The organism is Bradyrhizobium sp. 14AA, assembly GCF_054185205.1.
The window spans coordinates 69,979-87,734 of the sequence record NZ_JAVAYM010000027.1; the positions used below are offsets into that span (position 1 = coordinate 69,979).

Consider the following 17,756-nt stretch of genomic DNA (forward strand, 5'->3'; position numbering starts at 1 on the left):
GCGGATGAAGGAAAGTGCGTGGTGCCGAAGGTCAGAGCTGCCGGCCGTGGCCTTGGTCATTCACATACGCGGCCTGACACCGCGCGCATTCGCCGGATGGTTCGGAACGGCTTTCGCTCTCGCCGTGGAGCGCAGCCGATGAGGCGCTTGAGGGCGGGGGCCCGATTTGGGATGACGGATGACCAGGACGGCTTGCCCCAGGTGCCGCGGTGCACGGCCGGTTTGGGTGCGCCGCCGTCGTTCTATGTGTGGCAGGGCGAAAGCGTCGCAAGCAGGTCGAGAGCCTGATGTGCGCTTCGACATCTGCCTCAACACGGTCGATACGATCGAGCGCGAGACGGGCAAGCGGCCGGAGTTCATCCCGGCGGCGACACCGGTGCAGGTCGGCGCCGGCAGATCCTGTTTCTGGCGGAGAATGGCTACACGGTGGTGAGGCCGTAAGCCTTTTGCCGCGTCATACTCCGTTGTCATTCCCTGCGCAGGCGGGGAATCCAGTACGCCGCGACTTCTCCGCACCCCTCGCCGTCTCTGGAATACTGGATCGCCCGCCTTCGCGGGCGATGACAACGTAAGTGGGGCGACGGCATGGGCGCCCATCACGCAATAAAAATCTTCTAAATCTTCTTGTATCGGCAGTGAATTACTTCTCTTTCTAGCTCCCGACGTAGTAGAATCCTCGGAAATCATCCGCCGCCGGGTCCTGCCATGATCTTTCGCCAGCTCTTCGACAGCGTTTCGGGCACCTACAGCTACGTCCTTGCGAGCCGCCCTGGCGGCGAGGCGTTGATTCTCGATCCGGTGCTGGAGAAGGTCGACCGCTATTGCCAATTGCTGCGCGAGCTCGATCTCAAACTGGTCAAGGCGGTGGACACCCATCTGCATGCCGACCACGTCACCGGGCTCGGCGAGTTGCGCGACCGCACCCATTGCATGACCGTGATGGGCGACCAGACCAAGGCCGACGTGGTGGCGATGCGGGTCGCCGACGGCGACAAGGTGACGATCGAGGGCCTGTCGCTCGACGTGATGTACACGCCCGGCCACACCGACGATTCCTATTCCTATCTGATGGGCGACCGTGTCTTCACCGGCGACACGCTGCTGATCCGCGGCACCGGCCGCACCGATTTCCAGAACGGCTCGTCGCGCGCGCAGTATGAGTCGATCTTCAACCGGCTGCTGAAGCTGCCGGATGAGACGATGGTGTTCCCGGCACACGACTACAAGGGCGACACCGTCTCCACCATCGGCGAGGAAAAGCGCTACAATCCGCGGCTCCAAGTGCGCTCGGTCGACGAATATATCGAGCTGATGGCGAACCTGAAGCTGCCCAATCCGAAGATGATGGACGTGGCGGTGCCCGCCAACATGCATGTCGGCCTGCATCAGGAGGAGCTGGAGAAAGAGGGCCGCGCGCTCAGCGCGGTCGAGGCGATCCGCTCGCTTGGCCGGCCCGACATGCTGCTGGTCGACCTGCGCGAGAGCAACGAACGCGCCAAGCACGGCATGCTCGAAGGCGCGCTGCACACGCCCTATCCCTCCATCGAGGAGAGCCTCAAGCCCGGCGGCATGCTGCGCGAGGTCGCGGCGGCCACCGGCCGCCGCGTGGTGTTCTTCTGCGCCTTCGGCGAACGCTCGGCGATGGCGGTGGCCGCCGCCAAGGAGGCCGGCCTCACCAACACCGCGCATATTGCCGGCGGTATCGACGCCTGGAAGAAGGCGGGCGGGCCGGTGGTGCACTGACGGCTTCGCTGCCAAGCTTGAGCTAGATCAGGAAGCGCCCATATATTCCGATTAGGACGGATGCAGCATCACCATCCCGGAATAGCCATGGCCAAGACAGCCAAGCCGAGCGCGCCGCCGAAAGCGGCGGACAACAAGGCGAAAAAACCCCCGCCTCCGCGCGATAGCGACGACGACGATTACGAAGACGGCGACATCGCGACGCCGAAGCGCGACCGATACGGCGCGGATGACGAGCCGTTGTGAGGGGATGGGGCCGGTTTGAGTGCGCGGTGGCGCAACACTCTCCGCCCCCGCTACCTGCCATGCGCCTGCGTTCATGGACAAATAACCGCTCTGCCCGATAGTTTGCGCGTCCCTCAAGGACGTGAAACGGAACTGCAATGGTCGACGTTCTCGCCGCACCGCAGCAAGGCAAGGCGGACAGCGCGCTGCGCACGCTGACGGGAATCTCGATCGCGCATTGGGTCAGCCATTTCCATCTGCTGGTCCTGCCGATGCTGTTTCCGTTCCTCAAAAGTCAGCTCGGCGTCGGCTATGTGGAGCTCGGCTTCGCGCTGACCGTCTCCGCGGTGGTCTCGGGGCTGACGCAGGCGCCGACCGGCTATCTGGTCGATCATTTTGGGGCACGAAGGATCCTGCTGGGCGGCCTCACGCTCGGCGGCATTGCCCTGATCCTGCTCGGCCTGCACCTCAGCTACGCCTCGCTGATCGCCTGCGCCGTGCTGCTCGGGCTCGCCAACAGCGTCTATCATCCCGCCGATTACGCGATCCTGGCCGAGCATATGGACGAAGCGCGGATGGGCCGCGCCTTCTCGATCCACACCTTTGCCGGCTATTTCGGCGGCGCGGTGGCGCCGGCAATCGTTGCCGCGCTGATGACCGTCTCCGGCGGCGTCGGCGCGCTGATCGCATCGGGCGCGGTCGGCATTGCGGTGGCGCTGCTGCTGGTCGTCATGAGCATTCCCGATGCCGGCGCGCACAAGACAAAGCCGGGCGCGGAGAACGCGCCGAAGCAGGCCGTGATCACGCCGGCCCTGATCACGCTGACCGCGCTGTTCATGCTGCTGAGCCTGTCGGTCGCCGGCATCAACAATTTCGGCGTGGTGGCGTTGATGAGCGGCTACGGCGCGTCCTATTCGATCGCCAACGTCGCGCTCACCGCGTTCCTCGGCGCCAGCGCCGTCGGCGTGCTCGCGGGAGGCTTCCTTGCCGACCACACCGAGCGGCACGGCTATGTGGCCGCGGCCTGCTTTGCCGCCAATGCGGCGATCGTGCTGCTGATCGCGCTGGTGACGTTGCCGGGCTGGGCGCTGACCGGCGCGATGATGGCCGCGGGCTTCCTCTCCGGCGTGATCGCGCCCTCGCGCGACATGCTGGTGCGCAATGCGGCGCCTCCCGGCGCAGCCGGCCGTGCCTTCGGCATCGTCTCCACCGGCTTCAATCTCGGCGGCATCGTCAGCCCGCTGCTGTTCGGCTGGATCATGGATCAGAGCGCGCCGCACTGGGTGTTCGGCGCCTCGGTGATTTTCATGCTGGCAACCGTGGTGCTGTCGCCGTTCACGGAACGGAAGCCGCAAGCCAAGGCGTAGCTACTGTCGTCCCGGCGAAGGCCGGGACCCATAGCCACCGAACGTGGTTGTGGCGCGAGCTGGTCATTGCCAGTCGTCGTCAAACCAAAAGTCGTGGTTATGGGTCCCGGCCTTCGCCGGGACGACAGCAAACAACAACAAACGGGAAGAAACACCATGAACACCCCTGATCTCGTGATCCGCGGCGGCACTGTCGCGGATGGCAATGGCGGCGCGCTGTTCGAGGCTGATGTCGCCATCACCGGCGGCAAGATCAGCGAGGTCGGGAAGGTCTCGGCCAAAGGCCGCGAAGAGATCGACGCGCGCGGAAAACTGGTGACGCCGGGCTTCGTCGACGTGCACACCCATTACGACGGCCAGGTCACCTGGAGCCAGGACATCACGCCGTCCTCGCAGAACGGCGTCACCACCGCGATCATGGGCAATTGCGGCGTCGGCTTCGCGCCGTGCAAGCCGGCCGATCACACCCGCCTTATCCAGCTCATGGAAGGCGTGGAGGACATTCCCGAGCCGGTCCTGAGCGCCGGCATTCCCTGGGCCTGGGAGAGCTTTCCCGATTACATGAACTGGCTGTCGAAGCGCGATTTCGACATCGACGTCGGCGCGCAGCTGCCGCACGCGGCGCTGCGGGTTTATGTCATGGGCGAGCGCGGTGCGCGCCGCGATCCCTCGACCGCGGAGGATAACGCGGCGATGGCCAGGCTCGCGGGCGAAGCCGTGCGCTCCGGCGCGCTCGGCTTCTCGACCTCGCGCACGCTCAACCATCGCACCTCGACCGGCGATTTCACTCCGACCTTGAAGGCAGGCGAGGACGAGCTCACCGCGATCGCAGGCGCGATGCATGCCGAGGGCCGCAGCGTGCTGCAATTCGTGCTGGACCTCTCCACCATCCACGAAGATCTGCCGATGATGCTGCGGGTCGCCGACGCCACGAAATGCCCGATCTCGTTCTCGATCACGCAGAACGACAAGGCGCCGCAGCGCTGGCGCCAGACGCTGGACGAGATCAATGCGGCCGCACGGCGCGGCCTCTCCATCACCGCGCAGATCGCCGCGCGCCCGGTCGGCCTGCTGCTCGGGCTCGAGCTGTCGCGCAACCCGTTCCAGACCCATCCGAGCTATAAGGCGATCGCGCATCTGCCGCTGGAGGAGAGGCTGGCGCGGCTGCATCAGAGCGATGTGCGCAAGGCGATCCTGAGCGAGATGGCAACCGCGACCGACGATCCGCTGTTTTTCCGGCCCGACTACGACAAGATGTTCTTGCTCGGCGATCCCCCTGATTACGAGCAGCCGCCGGAGAACGCGCTGGGCCCGCAGGCGCGCCAGCAGGGCCGGCAGCCGGAAGATCTCGCTTACGAGGCGATGCTGTCGGACGAGGGCCGCGGCATGCTCTACGTGCCGTTCCTCAACTATGCCGACGGCAATCTCGATGCGACGCGCGAGATGCTGATCGATCCGCAATCTGTGCCGGGCCTCTCCGACGGCGGCGCGCATTGCGGCATCATCTGCGATGCGAGCTTCCCGACCTATCTGCTGACGCACTGGACGCGTGACCGCACGCGCGGCGAGAAGCTCACGATCCCGTTCGTGGTCGCGGCGCAGTCGCGCAAGACCGCGCTCTCGGTCGGCCTCACCGACCGCGGGCTGATCGCGCCCGGCTACAAGGCCGACGTCAATGTGATCGACTACGACCGCCTGCACCTGCATCCGCCGAAGGTGCATTATGATCTGCCGGTCGGCGGACGGCGGCTGCTCCAGGACGTCGACGGCTACGAGGCGACGATCGTGTCGGGCGTCGTGACGCGGCGGCACGGCGAGGCGACGGGACGGCGGCCGGGGAAGCTGATTCGGGGTGCGCAGGGGGTGGCGAGTTAAGCGTCATTGCCAACGAGGCGCGAAGTCGCCTTCACACATTCAGTGTCGTCCCGGCGAAAGCCGGGACCCATAACCACGATGGGCGTTGGCTTGCACAACGCCCACTCCGAGTCTTCGCCAAACCACTCCCTGGGGGTATGGGTCCCGGCCCCCCGTGCGCAATTGCGCACTAGGCCGGGACGACACTTTTGGTTGGGTTAGCAGCAACGCCCCCCTTACGTCGGCGACACCGCACCCTTCAACGTCGCGGCCTGCGGGGCCGCACCACCGGTCAGCCTGGCCTTTTCCGTGTTCGGCCACAGCAGCAGCAGGCCGAGCAGGCCGGAACCGACCATGATCGCGGCGTTGATGGTGAAGCCGGTCATGTAGCCGTCGAGCATGCTGCCGGCGCGCTGGATCACGGTGCCCATCACGGCGGGCGCGATGATGCCCGAGAGCGTGTAGAGCGCGCCGTAGATCGCCAGGATCGCGCCGCGCTGCGACGACGGCGTGAACTCGCCGAGCATGGGCGGGCAGACCACGTAGATCGCGCCGCACAGGCCCGTTCCGACCACGAGCAGAGTGAGCTGAAACGCTGCGCCCTGGACATGCGGCATCGTCGCCAGGATCAGGCCGCCGATGACCAGCGGCACCGAGCCGAGCACGCCGCGCGCGACGCGCGTGGTCGAGCCGCGGGCCATCATCAGCTGCGAGATCCAGCCCGTCAGGATCACGATGGTGGCACCGAACACCCAGGGCAGGGTCGAAATCCAGCCGGCCTGGCTCTGCGAAAAGCCGAGGCCCTTGATGATGAACGGCGTGAACCAGGTCAGTCCGAGCGACAGCGCCCAGTAAGCGCCGAAGGTCGCCGCGACGCAGCCGAGGAAGGTGCGTGAGGTGAGCAGCTGAATGTAGGGAATCTTCGTCTCGGTTGCGGCCAGGGCCTGCGTGTCCTCCAGCGGGCCTTCCTTGCCGAGCGCGAGCCAGGCACAGACCCAGATCAGGCCGACGACGCCGAGCGCGCCGAAGGCATAGTGCCAGGAATGATTGACGATGACCCAGTTCAGCGCCGGCACTGCGAGGATCACGCCGAAGGCCGAGCCCTGCGACAGGATCGCGGTCGGCAGCGTGCGCTTCTCGTCGGGGAACCATTTATAGATCGCATGCGCGGCGACCGAGAAGGCCGGGCCTTCACCGGCGCCCAGCACGATGCGGCAGATCAGGAGCGTGGTGAAGGAGACGGTGCCGACCATCGGAAACTGCGCGAGCGCCCAGACCACCGCGAGCGCCAGCAGCACCCATCGCGTCGGCACCTTGTTGACGATAAAGCCGACGACGATGGCCGAGATCGAGAACAGGAAGAAGAACGAGGAGCCGAGCAGGCCGAACTGCTCCGGGGAGAGCTTGAGGTCCGCCATGATCGGCACGCCGGCGAGGCCGACGACGATCTTGTCGGCGAAGTTGACCAGCATGAACAGAAACAGAAGGAAGGTGACCTTCCAGGCGCCCTTGGGCGTCTCGCTGGACGTCGTCGTGTTGCCCGCCACCATGGGCGTTCCCTGAGCGCTCATCGTTCTCCCCGCTGTGTTTTTGGCACTTTTTTGATTTGGCCGTCTTGGGAGCTAACAACGGCTTCGGGAGCAACGCAACCCCGGCATTTCCGCAGCAAGTGTGCTACGCAACATTTCCGTTAATTCCGTCCGGCGCCATTCATCGTGCTGAGCATCAAAGATCTCTCCAAGACCTTCTCTTCGGCCGGCGAGCCGGTCCATGTGCTGCGCGGCGTCGATCTCGACCTCCGGGCCGGCGAGCGCGTCGCGCTGACCGGCGAATCCGGCAGCGGCAAGAGCACGCTGCTGCACCTGATCGCGGGGCTCGACGCCGCCGATGCCGGCTCGATCCGGCTGGAGGACACCGAGGTCACCGAATTGTCGGACGCGGGGCGCGCCAGCTTGCGGCGCGACCGCATCGGCCTGGTTTTTCAGCAGTTCAACCTGGTCCCGAGCCTGTCGGTTGCGGATAATCTGGTGTTTCAGGCGCGGATCGCCGGCCGGCATGATGCGGCCTGGACCAAGGAGCTGGTCGAACGGCTCGGGCTCGACACCCTGCTCAGGCGTTATCCGGAGCAATTATCGGGCGGTCAGCAGCAGCGCGTCGCGATCGGCCGGGCGCTGGCGACAAAACCGTCGCTGCTGCTGGCGGACGAGCCGACCGGCAATCTCGACGAGGCCACGGCCGAGGACGTGCTGGCGCTGACGCGCGACCTCGTCACGCGAACCGGCTGCGGCTTCCTGATGGTGACGCACAGCCTGCATCTGGCAGCCACGCTCGACCGTCACGTCAACCTGCATGCGGGACGAATCGCATGAGGCGCGCGCTGTGGGTCCTCGCCGTGCTCCTGAGCCACTGGCGGCGGCACAAGATGCAGTTCGCGACGCTTCTGATCGGACTGATCGCCGCGACCGCACTGTGGAGCGGCGTACAGGCGATCAACCAGCAGGCTCGCAACGCCTATGACCGCGCGGCGGCGACCTTCGGCGGCGTGCGCACCGCGATGCTGGTCGCACCCAATGCAGCGACCTTCTCACAGGATCTCTTCGTCAAGCTCCGCCGCGCCGGCTGGCCGGTCTCGCCGATGCTGGAGGGCCGGGTCCAGATCAACGGGCGCCCAATGCGGCTGCTCGGCATCGAGCCGGTGACGCTGCCGGCCGATGTCGGCAACGCGCCGCACCTTGGTGCCTCCGATCTGAGCAGCTTCGTCGCGCCGCCGGGCCAGACGCTGGTGGCGCGGGAGACGCTGAGCGATCTGCACGAGCCGGAAGGCGCGGCTCCCGCAATCAGCAGCGGCGCAAGGCTCCCGCCGCTGCGCGTGCTGCCGCAGCTCGTGCCCGACGTGCTGGTGGTCGATATCGGCGTCGCGCAGCGGCTGCTGAACAAGCCGGATCAAATCTCGCGCCTGCTGATCGGCAAACCCAAGGGCAAGCCGGCGCCGCTCGCGAGCGTCGTCGGCGAGCAGCTGCAGCTGATCGAGCCGACCGCGGAGACGGAGCTCGAACGTCTTACCGACAGCTTTCATCTCAATCTCACGGCGTTCGGCCTGTTGTCGTTCTTCGTCGGCCTGTTCATCGTCAATTCGGCCGTCGGCCTCGCTTTCGAGCAGCGGCTGCCGATGCTGCGCACGCTGCGGGCCTGCGGGGCCTCGGCACGGCTGGTCAATACGGTGCTGGTGGTGGAGCTCGTGGCACTGGCGCTGGTCGCCGGACTGATCGGGCTGGTCTGCGGCTATTTCATCGCGGCAGCGCTCTTGCCCGATGTCGCGGCGTCGTTGCGCGGGCTCTACGGCGCGCAGATCCCGGGGCAGCTCAGCTTGCGCTCCGAATGGTGGCTTGCCGGCATTGGCATCAGCATTGCCGGCGCGCTGGTGGCGGCGGCGACCAGCCTGATCAAGGCGATCAGAATGCCGGTGCTGGCGACGGCGCAGCCGCGCGCCTGGCAGCAGCGGCAGCGCCGCTGGCTGATGCTGCAAAGCCTCGCCGCCTGCGCCGTGTTCGCGGTCGCGCTGCTGCTGCTCCATTACGGACAATCGCTGATTGCGGGGTTTGGCGTGCTGGCGGCGCTGATGTTCGGTGCGGCATTGATCCTGCCGGCGCTGCTCGAGATCGTCCTGCTTGCAGGCCAGCGCCTCGCCCGCGGTCCGCTCGCGCTGTGGTTCTGGGCGGACAGCCGGCAACAACTCTCCGGATTGTCGCTCGCGCTGATGGCCCTGCTGCTCGCGCTCGCCGTCAATGTCGGGGTGTCCACCATGGTGGAAACCTTCAGCCGCACCTTCATCGGCTGGCTCAACGGACGGCTTGCCGCCGACGTCTACATCAGCGCCTCCGACAATGCGCAAGGCGTCGCGATCCGGAATTGGCTGCGGGAGCGCAGCGATGTGCAGGCGATCCTGTCGGGCGGCCGCGCCGAGACCCAGGTTCAGGGGCAGCCGGTGGAAGTGTTCGGCCTGCCCGATCACCCGCTCTATCGCGAGCGCTGGCCGCTGCTGGAAGCCGCGCCGCGCGCCTGGACCCGGCTCGTACCCGGCAATGCCGCGTTCATCAGCGAGCAGTTGAGCCGCCGCCTGAACGTCCGCGTCGGCGACGTCATCGAGGTGCCGGCGCCTGATGGCACCTGGGAGCTCGATATCGTCGGTATCTATGCGGACTACGGCAACCCCAAGGGACAGCTCGCCGTCAATGTCGCGGCGCTGATCCGGCATTTTCCGCCGACGCCGCAGACGCGGATCGGGCTGATCGTCGCGCATGACAAGATCCCGGGCCTGATCGCGGCGTTGCAGAGGCAGTTTGCGCTCGACGATCGCAGCGTTGCGGATCAGGCGACGGTGAAAGCGGAGTCGATCCGCATCTTCAACCGCACCTTTGCGGTGACCTCGGCCCTCAACGCCTTCACGCTCGGTGTCGCCGGCATCGCACTGCTGACCAGCCTGCTGACGCTGGCGAATTCGCGCCTGCCGCAACTTGCGCCGCTGTGGGCGATCGGCATCACGCGGCCGCGCCTTGCCGCGATCGAATTGACCAAGACGCTGTCGGTTGCGCTGTTCACCGCGCTGCTCGCCGTGCCGCTCGGGCTGTTGGTGGCGTGGTGCCTGATTGCGATCGTCAACGTGAAGGCGTTCGGCTGGCGGCTTCCGTTCCACGTGTTTCCGCTGCAGCTGGTCGAGCTGGTCGCGGTCGCGCTGTTCGCTTCGCTGCTTGCCGCATTGCTGCCGATGATACGGCTGGCGCGGATGCAGCCAGCGAGCCTCGTCAAGGTGTTTGCCAATGAGCGCTGACAGGATCTCGCGGCGCAGCTTCGCCGGCGGCATCGCCGCGCTCGCCCTCGCGCACCGTGCCAGCGCGCAAGGCTATGCCGGGCTCGGCGAGACAGCCGACGGTTTTGCGAAAGTGACGCCGGGGAAGACATTCGCCTTTCCTGGAGATCACGGGCCGCATCCGGAATTTCGCATCGAGTGGTGGTATCTGACCGCGAATCTCACTGACGCCAGCGGCGCGGCTTGTGGGCTGCAATGGACACTGTTCCGCCAGGCGGCCAAGCCCGGCCCGCAAGGCGAGGGTTGGGCCAATCAACAGATCTGGATGGCGCATGCCGCGGTGACGCGCGCCGATACTCACCGCTTCAGCGAAGCGTTTTCACGCGGCGGTGTCGGGCAGGCCGGCGTCACGGCAAAGCCGTTCGCGGCGTGGATCGACGATTGGGAGATGAAGGGAACTGATCGCACCGACGATCGCACATTGGCACCGCTGACGCTGAAAGCCTCCGGCACCGACTTCAGCTATTCGCTGACGCTGGAGGCCGATCGTGCAGTGGCGCTGCAGGGCGATCGCGGCTTCAGCCGCAAGTCGGAGCGCGGGCAGGCCTCCTACTATTATAGCCAGCCGTTCTACCGCGCCCGCGGCACCCTCACCATCGACGACAGGCCGGCCGACGTCTCCGGCCAGGCCTGGATGGACCGCGAATGGAGCAGCCAGCCGCTCGATGCCGACCAGACCGGCTGGGACTGGCTGTCGCTGCATCTCGCGTCCGGCGACAAGCTGATGCTGTACCGGCTGCGGCAGAAGGACGGCAGGGATTATCCGTTCGGCAACTGGATCAGCGCTGCCGGCGACACGCAGATGATTGCGGGTGGCGATATCCAGATGACGCCGAAAGCGACCGCGGACGTCGCGGGACGCAAGCTGCCGGTGGAATGGCAGATCGCGATCCCCTCGCGGTCGTTCTCGATACTCTGCAAGCCGCTCAATCCCAGGGCCTGGATGGGGACGGGATTTTCCTATTGGGAAGGACCGATCAGCTTTGCCGGCACCCATGACGGCGTTGGCTATCTCGAGCTGACCGGCTATTGAGGCGCGGTCTCTTCAAGGGAGCTGGCAATGCATCACCTCACCGCCCTCGTCACGCTGCTGGCGATCGCATTTTATTTCTTCACCTGCATCAACGTCTCGCGCTCACGCACCAAGACCGGCGTCAAGGTGCCTGCGATATCGGGGCATCCGGATTTCGAACGCGCCTTCCGCATCCAGGCGAACACGCTGGAATGGATGCCGATTGTCCTGCCGGCGCTGTGGCTGTTCGCGATCTATATCAGCGATGCCATCGCGGCGGGGATAGGTGCAGTCTGGATCGTCGGCCGCATCGTCTATTTCATCGGCTATTCGAAGGCTGCGGCAAAGCGCGGCCCGGGCTTTGCGATTCAGGGCATCGCCGCGATCGCGCTGTGGGCGGGGGCGCTGGGCGCGGTGGTGTTGCGGCTGGTGTAGTGAAGCGCGGCATCAAACGCGCTCGTGTCCCGGGCGCGGTGCAGCGTGTAACGCTGCGCCGCTGAACCGGGACCCAGTCGGGCCTCGAGCCGTGGTGTGGCATGGGTCCCGGCTCTGCGCAGCAGCGTTTCACGCTGCAGCGCGTCCGGGACACAAGAACCTCACTTCGTCAACGGGCACCCGCTGTCCTTGGCGGTGAAGAAGGCTTTGTCGCCGGGGACGGTGGCGAGCAGCTTGTAATAGTCCCAGGGCTTCTTCGATTCCGAGGGCTTCTTGACCTCGAACAGATACATGTCGTGGACCATGCGGCCGTTCTCGAGCACCTTGCCGCCTTGCGCAAAGTCGTCGTCGACCGGCAGCTCCTTCAGCTTCTTGGCGACGGCATCCGGATCCTTGGTGCCGGCGGCCTTGACCGCCTTGAGATAGCTCAGCGTCGACGAGTAGGTGCCGGCGTGGATCATGCTGGGCATCCGGCCGGTGCGCTTGAGGAAGCGTTCGCCGAGATTGCGCGTGCGGTCGTTGAGGTCCCAGTAATAGCCCTCGGTCAGCACCAGGCCCTGCGCGGCCTGCAAGCCGAGGCCGTTGACTTCGGCGAGCGTCATCAGGAGGCCGGCGAGCTTCTGGCCGCCAGAGACGATGCCGAACTCGGACGCCTGCTTGATCGAGTTGGTGGTATCGAGACCGGCATTGGCGAGGCCGACGATCTTCGCCTTCGAGCTCTGCGCCTGGAGCAGGAAGGAGGAGAAGTCCGAGGAGTTGAGCGGCACGCGCACCGAGCCGACCACCTTGCCGCCATTGGCGGTGACGATCTCGCTGGTGTCCTTCTCCAGCGCATAGCCGAAGGCGTAGTCGGCGGTGAGGAAGAACCAGGTATCGCCGCCGGCCTTGGTCAGGGCACCGCCGGTGCCGACGCCGAGCGCGCGGGTGTCGTAGGCCCAGTGGAAGCCGTAGGGCTGGCACGCATCGCCGGTGAGGCGCGAAGTCGCGGCGCCGACGACGATGTCGATCTTCTTCTTTTCCTTGGAGAGCTCGTGGATCGCGAGCGCGACCGAGGAGGTCGTCAGCTCCGTGATCATGTCGACGTTCTCGACGTCGTACCAGCGCCGCGCGATCGAGCTTGCGAGGTCAGGCTTGTTCTGGTGGTCGGCGGTGACGAGCTCGATCTTCTGGCCGAGCACTTCGCCGCCAAAGTCCTCGATCGCCATCCTGGCCGCTTCGACCGACCATTTGCCGCCGTAATCGGCGTAGACGCCGGACTGGTCGTTGAGGATGCCGATCTTGACGCCCTGCGCGGAGGCCGGCGCCGCAAGCACCAAGGCAGAGGTTGCGACAGCGGCCAAAAGTGCTGATTTCATCTGTTAGCTCCCAGCAGTTTTCTGTTTTGAAATCGCGCGGATACTAGTGAAGAACCCCGCGTGTGCCCATCCATTGCATGTTGGTCGTTAGTATGAAGGGGGCGTTGCAAATTAGGCCGTCGTCCCGGCCTAGTGCGCAATTGCGCACGGGGGCCGGGACCCATAGCCACCGAACTAAGTTTGGCGAAGACTCGCGGTTACCAGAGTCGCACCACAACCACTTCCTGGGGGTATGGGTCCCGGCCTGCGCCGGGACGACACCGTGGCTGAGGATATGCCGGCGGCCATCCCCAACACCTACGAGGCCACCTCCGCCTTGTCCCGCCGCCCCTCCGCCAGGTTCCGCACCACCACGTAGAAGATCGGCGTGAACAGGAGCCCGAACAGGGTGACGCCGATCATGCCGAAGAACACGGCGACGCCGACGGCCTGCCGCATCTCGGAGCCGGAACCGGACGAGATCACCAGCGGCAGCACGCCGAGGATGAAGGCAAAGGACGTCATCAGGATCGGTCGCAGGCGCAGGCGGCAGGCGTCGATGACGGCCTCCAGCCGCGGCTTGCCTTCGTTCTCGATGTCGCGTGCGAATTCGACGATCAGGATCGCGTTCTTCGCCGCCAGCCCCACCAGCACGACAAAGCCGATCTGCGTGAGGATGTTGACGTCCTGCCCCATGATGCGCACGCCGATGGTGGCAGCTAACAGGCACATCGGCACGATCAGGATCACCGCGAATGGCAGGGTCCAGCTGCCATATTGCGCGGCGAGCACGAGATAGACGAACAGTACGCAGATCGGGAACACGAGCAGGCCGGCATTGCCGCCGGTGATCTGCTGATACGACAGATCCGTCCATTCGAAGGTGAAGCCGCTCGGCAGGGTGTCGTCGGCGAGCTTCTTGATGGTGTTGAGCGCAGTGGTCGAGCTGGTGCCCGGCGCCGGCTCGCCCTGCAGCTCGGAGGCCGCATAGAGATTGTAGCGCGCGACGCGGTCCGGGCCCGAGACGTCCTTGAACTCGACCACGCTGCCGAGCATCACCATGTCGCCACTGGCATTGCGCGTGCGCAGGCGCGAGAGGTCGGTGGGCTCCTTGCGGAACGGGAAATCAGCCTGCGCGGTGACGTGGTAGGTGCGGCCGAACAGGTTGAAGTCGTTGACATAGGTCGACCCGAAATAGGTCTGGATCGTCTCGTTGACGTTGGCGATGGGCACGCCGAGCTTCTGCGCCTTGGTGCGGTCGATGTCGACGAAGAGCTGCGGCGTGTTGGCCGAGAACGGCGAGAATACCGTGGGGCCGAGCAGCAAGGGCGATTTGCGCGCCGCGGCGACAAGCTCGTCGGTGGCCGCCGCGAGCAGCTCAGGCCCGCGGCCCTGACGGTCCTGGATGCGGATGGTGAAGCCGCCGCCGGTGCCGATGCCAGGCACGGCCGGCGGCGGAATCACGATGATGAAGGCGCCCTGGATCGCGGACAGGCGCTTGCGCAGCTCGACCGTGATGGCGTTCGCAGACAATCCCTTCTTCATCCGCGCCTCGGGCTCGTCGAATACCGGAAACAGTGCGGCCGCATTGCCGGCCTGCGTGCGGGTCGCGCCGGAGAAGCCGGCGAAGGCGGCGACGCGGACGATGCCGGGCGTATCCAGCGAGATCCGCTCGATCTCGCGCACGACCTCGGTGGTGCGCGCCAGCGACGCCGCGCCGGGCAATTGCACGGATATGATGACGTAGCCGCGATCCTGCGCCGGGATGAAGCCCTGCGGCGTGGTCACGATCAGCCAGCCGGCGCTGCCGATCAGCACGACATAGATCAGGATCATCAACACAGCATGCCGGATCACGAAATTGGCGAGGCCGGCATAGCCATGCGCGAGACGGTCGAATACGCGGTTGAAGGCTCCGGTGAAGGCACCCCACGCCCGCGCAATGACATTCCAGCTTGCCGGTGGCCGCTTCTCCTCGTGCGGCGTGAGGATCAGCGAGGCCAGCGCCGGCGACAGCGTCAGCGAGCAGAAACATGAGATCGCGGTCGCGACCGCAATGGTGACCGCGAATTGCTGGAAGAACTGCCCGGAGATGCCGCCGAGGAAGGCCGTCGGCACGAACACCGCACACAGCACCAGCGCGATCGAGACCAGCGCGCCGCCAACCTCCTCCATGGTCTTGAGCGCGGCGTCGCGCCGGCTCAGGCCATGCTCGAGATGCCGCTCCACATTCTCGACCACCACGATGGCGTCGTCGACGACGATGCCGACCGCGAGCACGAGGCCGAACAAAGTCAGGTTGTTGATGGAGAAGCCGAGCGCGGCCATCACCGCGAAGGTGCCGACCAGCGACACCGGGATGGCGATGATCGGAATGATCGCGGGGCGCCATCCCTGCAGAAACACCAGCACCACGATGACCACGAGCAGCATGGCTTCGTAGATGGTCTTGATCAGCTCGTGGACGGACTGCGCGATGAACTCGGTCGGGTTGTAGCCGATGTTGTAGTCGAGGCCCTTCGGAAAGGTTTCCTTGAGCTTCGTCATGGTGTCGGAGATGTTCTTCGCAGTCGCGAGCGCGTTCGATCCCGGCCGCTGCGTCACCAGCATGGCGACCGCCGATTTGCGCAGCAGGAAGCTGTTGGTGCTGTAGGCCAGCGCACCGAGCTCGATGCGGGCGACGTCGCGCAGACGTACTGTGCGGCCGTCGGAGCCGGCCTTGATCAGGATGTCCTCGAACTGCTTCTGGTCCTTCAGGCGCCCCGTAAAGGTGAGGTTCGGCTGGAAGGCGCGGTCGGCAATCGGCGGCTCGGCGATCTGGCCGCCCGCGATCTGCACGTTCTGGGCGCGGATCGCGGCCAGCACCTCGGTCGAGGTCAGGCCGAGATTGGCGATGCGGTCCGGATCGAGCCACAGCCGCATCGAGTAATCGCGGGCGCCGAAGATCTGGATGTCGCCGACGCCGTCGATGCGCAGGAGTTGGTCGCGGACCTGGAGCAGCGCGTAGTTGGAAATGTAGAGCTGGTCGAACGTGTCGTCGGGCGACAGCATGAACACGACCATCAAAATGTCGGGCGAGTTCTTGCGCGTGGTGACGCCGTTGCGCTGCACTTCCTCGGGCAGACGCGGCTGCGCGATGGCGACGCGGTTCTGCACCAGCACCTGGGCCTTGTCGAGATCGGTGCCGAGCTTGAAGGTGACGGTGATGGTGAGCTGGCCGTTCGAGGTCGCCTGGCTGTAGAGATACAGCATGTCCTCGACGCCGTTGATCTCCTGCTCGATGGGAGCGGCCACGGTGTCGGACACGGTCTGCGCGGAGGCGCCGGGATATTGCGTGGTGACCACCACAGTGGGGGGCACCACTTGCGGATATTCGGAGACCGGCAGCGTGGTGTAGGCGAGCGCGCCGACGATCAGCAGCACGATCGACAGCACCATCGCCAGGATGGGCTGGTTGATGGAGAGACGGCCCAGATTCATGGCTTGCCACCAGCTGGGGCTTGTGCGGTCTGCGGGGCAACCTTGGCGCCGACGCGGGCACGCTGGATGCCGTTCACGATGACGCGGTCATCCGCCTTTAACCCTTCGCGGATCACGCGCAGGCCTTCGTCGAGCGGCCCGAGCACGACGGGGCGCGCCTCGACCGTGTCGTCGGGCTTCACCACGAACACGATCTTGCGGGACTGGTCGGTCGCGACGGCGACGTCGGGAATCAGCAGCGCCTCATAGGGCGCGCTGCCGATCAAACGGACGCGGCCGAACTGGCCGGGAAGGATCGACAGATCGGTGTTCTTGACCACGGCGCGGCTGCGCAGCGTGCCGGTGGAGACGTCGAGGCGATTGTCGAGGAAGTTGATGGTGCCTTCACGCGACGGCTTGGTCTCGCCGGCCAGCGTCACCTGCACCGGGTTCGCCGTATCGCGCGAGCTCGGGCGCTTACCTTCGAACCACAGCTTGCTGTATTTGATGAAGGTTGCCTCATCCATGTCGAAATAGACGTAGATCGGGTCGAGCGCGACGATCGAAGTGAGCAGCGTCGAGGTGCCGGTGTCGCTGCCCTGCACGAGATTGCCGGGGCTGACGAGATGGCGGCTGACGCGGCCGGTGAGCGGCGCGGTCACATGCGTGAACTCGATGTTGAGCCTCGCAGCCTTCAGCACGCCCTCGGCCTGCGTCACCGCGGCGTGCGCGGCCTGCAAGGCCTGGCGGCGCTGATCGACGACCTGCTCGGAGACGGCGCTGGTCTGCACCAGGTTGAGGCCGCGGTCGAGCTCACGCTTGGCAAGCTCCACCTTGGCGCGCGCATCCGACAGCTGGCCGTCGGCCTGCTCGGCCACCGCTTCGAACGGACGCGGGTCGATGACATAGAGCAGATCGCCCTGATGCACGATGGCGCCGTCCTGGAACTCGACCGAGTTGACGAAGCCGCCGACGCGCGGGCGCACCTGCACCTCTTCGACCGCCTCGAAGCGGCCGGTGAACTCGTCCCAATCGGTGACGGTGCGCTTGACCGGCTGGGCGACGGTCACCGGCGCGGGCGGCGGGGCTGCTCCCTGCGAGGTCGGCTGGCCGCAGCCGGCGAGAGCGAATGCCGCGGCGAGAAGACCCGCAATTGCGTAAGGCCCGGGCTGAACGAGATCGTGCTTTTTGACAAGTCGTTCGCTTCCGTCCGGTCCGGTCATCCCAGGTCCTCGCTCAAAAAGCCGCGGAAAAAGCAGGGTATTCGCCTCCACGCGGGCACCACAGGATGGGCGGCAATGATGAACACTTCAAGACCAATGCGCGCGCAATGCCCGCACGGAGGCCCTGGCCGGATGGCGGGTTGACAGCGGGATTAGCCGGCCTCGCACGCGATGATTAGCGGGCGGAATGCGATTGGACTTATTCACGGTGTTCATAAATGAGAGGGGCGCGATGCC

The 17,756-nt window shown here is 65.8% G+C and carries 12 protein-coding genes and 1 pseudogene; 9 read left to right on the forward strand and 4 right to left on the reverse strand.

Annotated elements, in window-relative coordinates; genetic code table 11:
• Nucleotides 1–254: 254 nt before the first annotated feature.
• The 5 genes and pseudogenes from RAD15_RS35795 to RAD15_RS35815 all read left to right on the forward strand — a co-directional run.
• Nucleotides 255–441 (forward strand): annotated as a pseudogene (locus RAD15_RS35795) (hypothetical protein); the annotation flags it as partial.
• A gap of 264 nt (nucleotides 442–705) precedes the next feature.
• Complete coding sequence (locus tag RAD15_RS35800; protein ID WP_458183422.1) at nucleotides 706–1,743, forward strand: MBL fold metallo-hydrolase; 1,038 nt, start codon at nucleotides 706–708, stop codon at nucleotides 1,741–1,743.
• Between the two features lie 87 nt (nucleotides 1,744–1,830).
• Nucleotides 1,831–1,989: a hypothetical protein gene (locus RAD15_RS35805; RefSeq protein ID WP_458183423.1), complete on the forward strand. Its 159-nt coding sequence runs from the start codon at nucleotides 1,831–1,833 to the stop codon at nucleotides 1,987–1,989.
• Nucleotides 1,990–2,126: 137 nt separating this feature from the next.
• On the forward strand, nucleotides 2,127–3,335 hold the full coding sequence (locus tag RAD15_RS35810) for an MFS transporter (protein ID WP_458183424.1): 1,209 nt from the start codon (nucleotides 2,127–2,129) through the stop codon (nucleotides 3,333–3,335).
• Nucleotides 3,336–3,491: 156 nt separating this feature from the next.
• On the forward strand, nucleotides 3,492–5,210 hold the full coding sequence (locus RAD15_RS35815; RefSeq protein WP_458183425.1) for an N-acyl-D-amino-acid deacylase family protein: 1,719 nt from the start codon (nucleotides 3,492–3,494) through the stop codon (nucleotides 5,208–5,210).
• 215 nt (nucleotides 5,211–5,425) lie between these two features.
• Here RAD15_RS35815 and RAD15_RS35820 read toward each other — a convergent pair whose 3' ends face one another.
• Nucleotides 5,426–6,760: an MFS transporter gene (locus RAD15_RS35820; protein ID WP_458183426.1), complete on the reverse strand. Its 1,335-nt coding sequence runs from the start codon at nucleotides 6,758–6,760 to the stop codon at nucleotides 5,426–5,428.
• Nucleotides 6,761–6,904: 144 nt separating this feature from the next.
• Here RAD15_RS35820 and RAD15_RS35825 point away from each other — a divergent pair, with 144 nt between their 5' ends.
• Genes RAD15_RS35825 through RAD15_RS35840 form a run of 4 tightly spaced genes read left to right on the forward strand, consistent with a single transcriptional unit; the run spans nucleotide 6,905 to nucleotide 11,503 of the window.
• Nucleotides 6,905–7,558: an ABC transporter ATP-binding protein gene (locus RAD15_RS35825; protein ID WP_458183427.1), complete on the forward strand. Its 654-nt coding sequence runs from the start codon at nucleotides 6,905–6,907 to the stop codon at nucleotides 7,556–7,558.
• The gene (locus RAD15_RS35830) at nucleotides 7,555–10,017 is read left to right on the forward strand and encodes an FtsX-like permease family protein (protein ID WP_458183428.1); all 2,463 of its coding nucleotides are present in this window, start codon (nucleotides 7,555–7,557) and stop codon (nucleotides 10,015–10,017) included. Before RAD15_RS35825 ends, RAD15_RS35830 begins: the two co-directional genes overlap by 4 nt.
• Entirely contained in the window at nucleotides 10,007–11,089 is a 1,083-nt protein-coding gene (locus RAD15_RS35835; RefSeq protein WP_458183429.1) for a lipocalin-like domain-containing protein, read from the forward strand. The genes RAD15_RS35830 and RAD15_RS35835 overlap by 11 nt, the downstream gene beginning before the upstream one ends.
• A 27-nt stretch (nucleotides 11,090–11,116) precedes the next feature.
• Nucleotides 11,117–11,503: an MAPEG family protein gene (locus RAD15_RS35840; RefSeq protein WP_458183430.1), complete on the forward strand. Its 387-nt coding sequence runs from the start codon at nucleotides 11,117–11,119 to the stop codon at nucleotides 11,501–11,503.
• 161 nt (nucleotides 11,504–11,664) lie between these two features.
• Here RAD15_RS35840 and RAD15_RS35845 read toward each other — a convergent pair whose 3' ends face one another.
• The 3 genes from RAD15_RS35845 to RAD15_RS35855 all read right to left on the reverse strand — a co-directional run bounded on the left by RAD15_RS35845 (nucleotide 11,665) and on the right by RAD15_RS35855 (nucleotide 17,519).
• Nucleotides 11,665–12,858 carry an ABC transporter substrate-binding protein gene (locus tag RAD15_RS35845; RefSeq protein ID WP_458183431.1) on the reverse strand — a complete coding sequence of 398 codons (1,194 nt, stop codon included), beginning with the start codon at nucleotides 12,856–12,858 and terminating at the stop codon, nucleotides 11,665–11,667.
• A gap of 297 nt (nucleotides 12,859–13,155) precedes the next feature.
• Nucleotides 13,156–16,317, reverse strand: coding sequence for an efflux RND transporter permease subunit (locus tag RAD15_RS35850; RefSeq protein WP_458183432.1), 3,162 nt, complete (start codon nucleotides 16,315–16,317; stop codon nucleotides 13,156–13,158).
• Entirely contained in the window at nucleotides 16,314–17,519 is a 1,206-nt protein-coding gene (locus RAD15_RS35855; RefSeq protein ID WP_458183433.1) for an efflux RND transporter periplasmic adaptor subunit, read from the reverse strand. The genes RAD15_RS35850 and RAD15_RS35855 overlap by 4 nt, the downstream gene beginning before the upstream one ends.
• Between the last annotated feature and the right edge of the window lie 237 nt (nucleotides 17,520–17,756).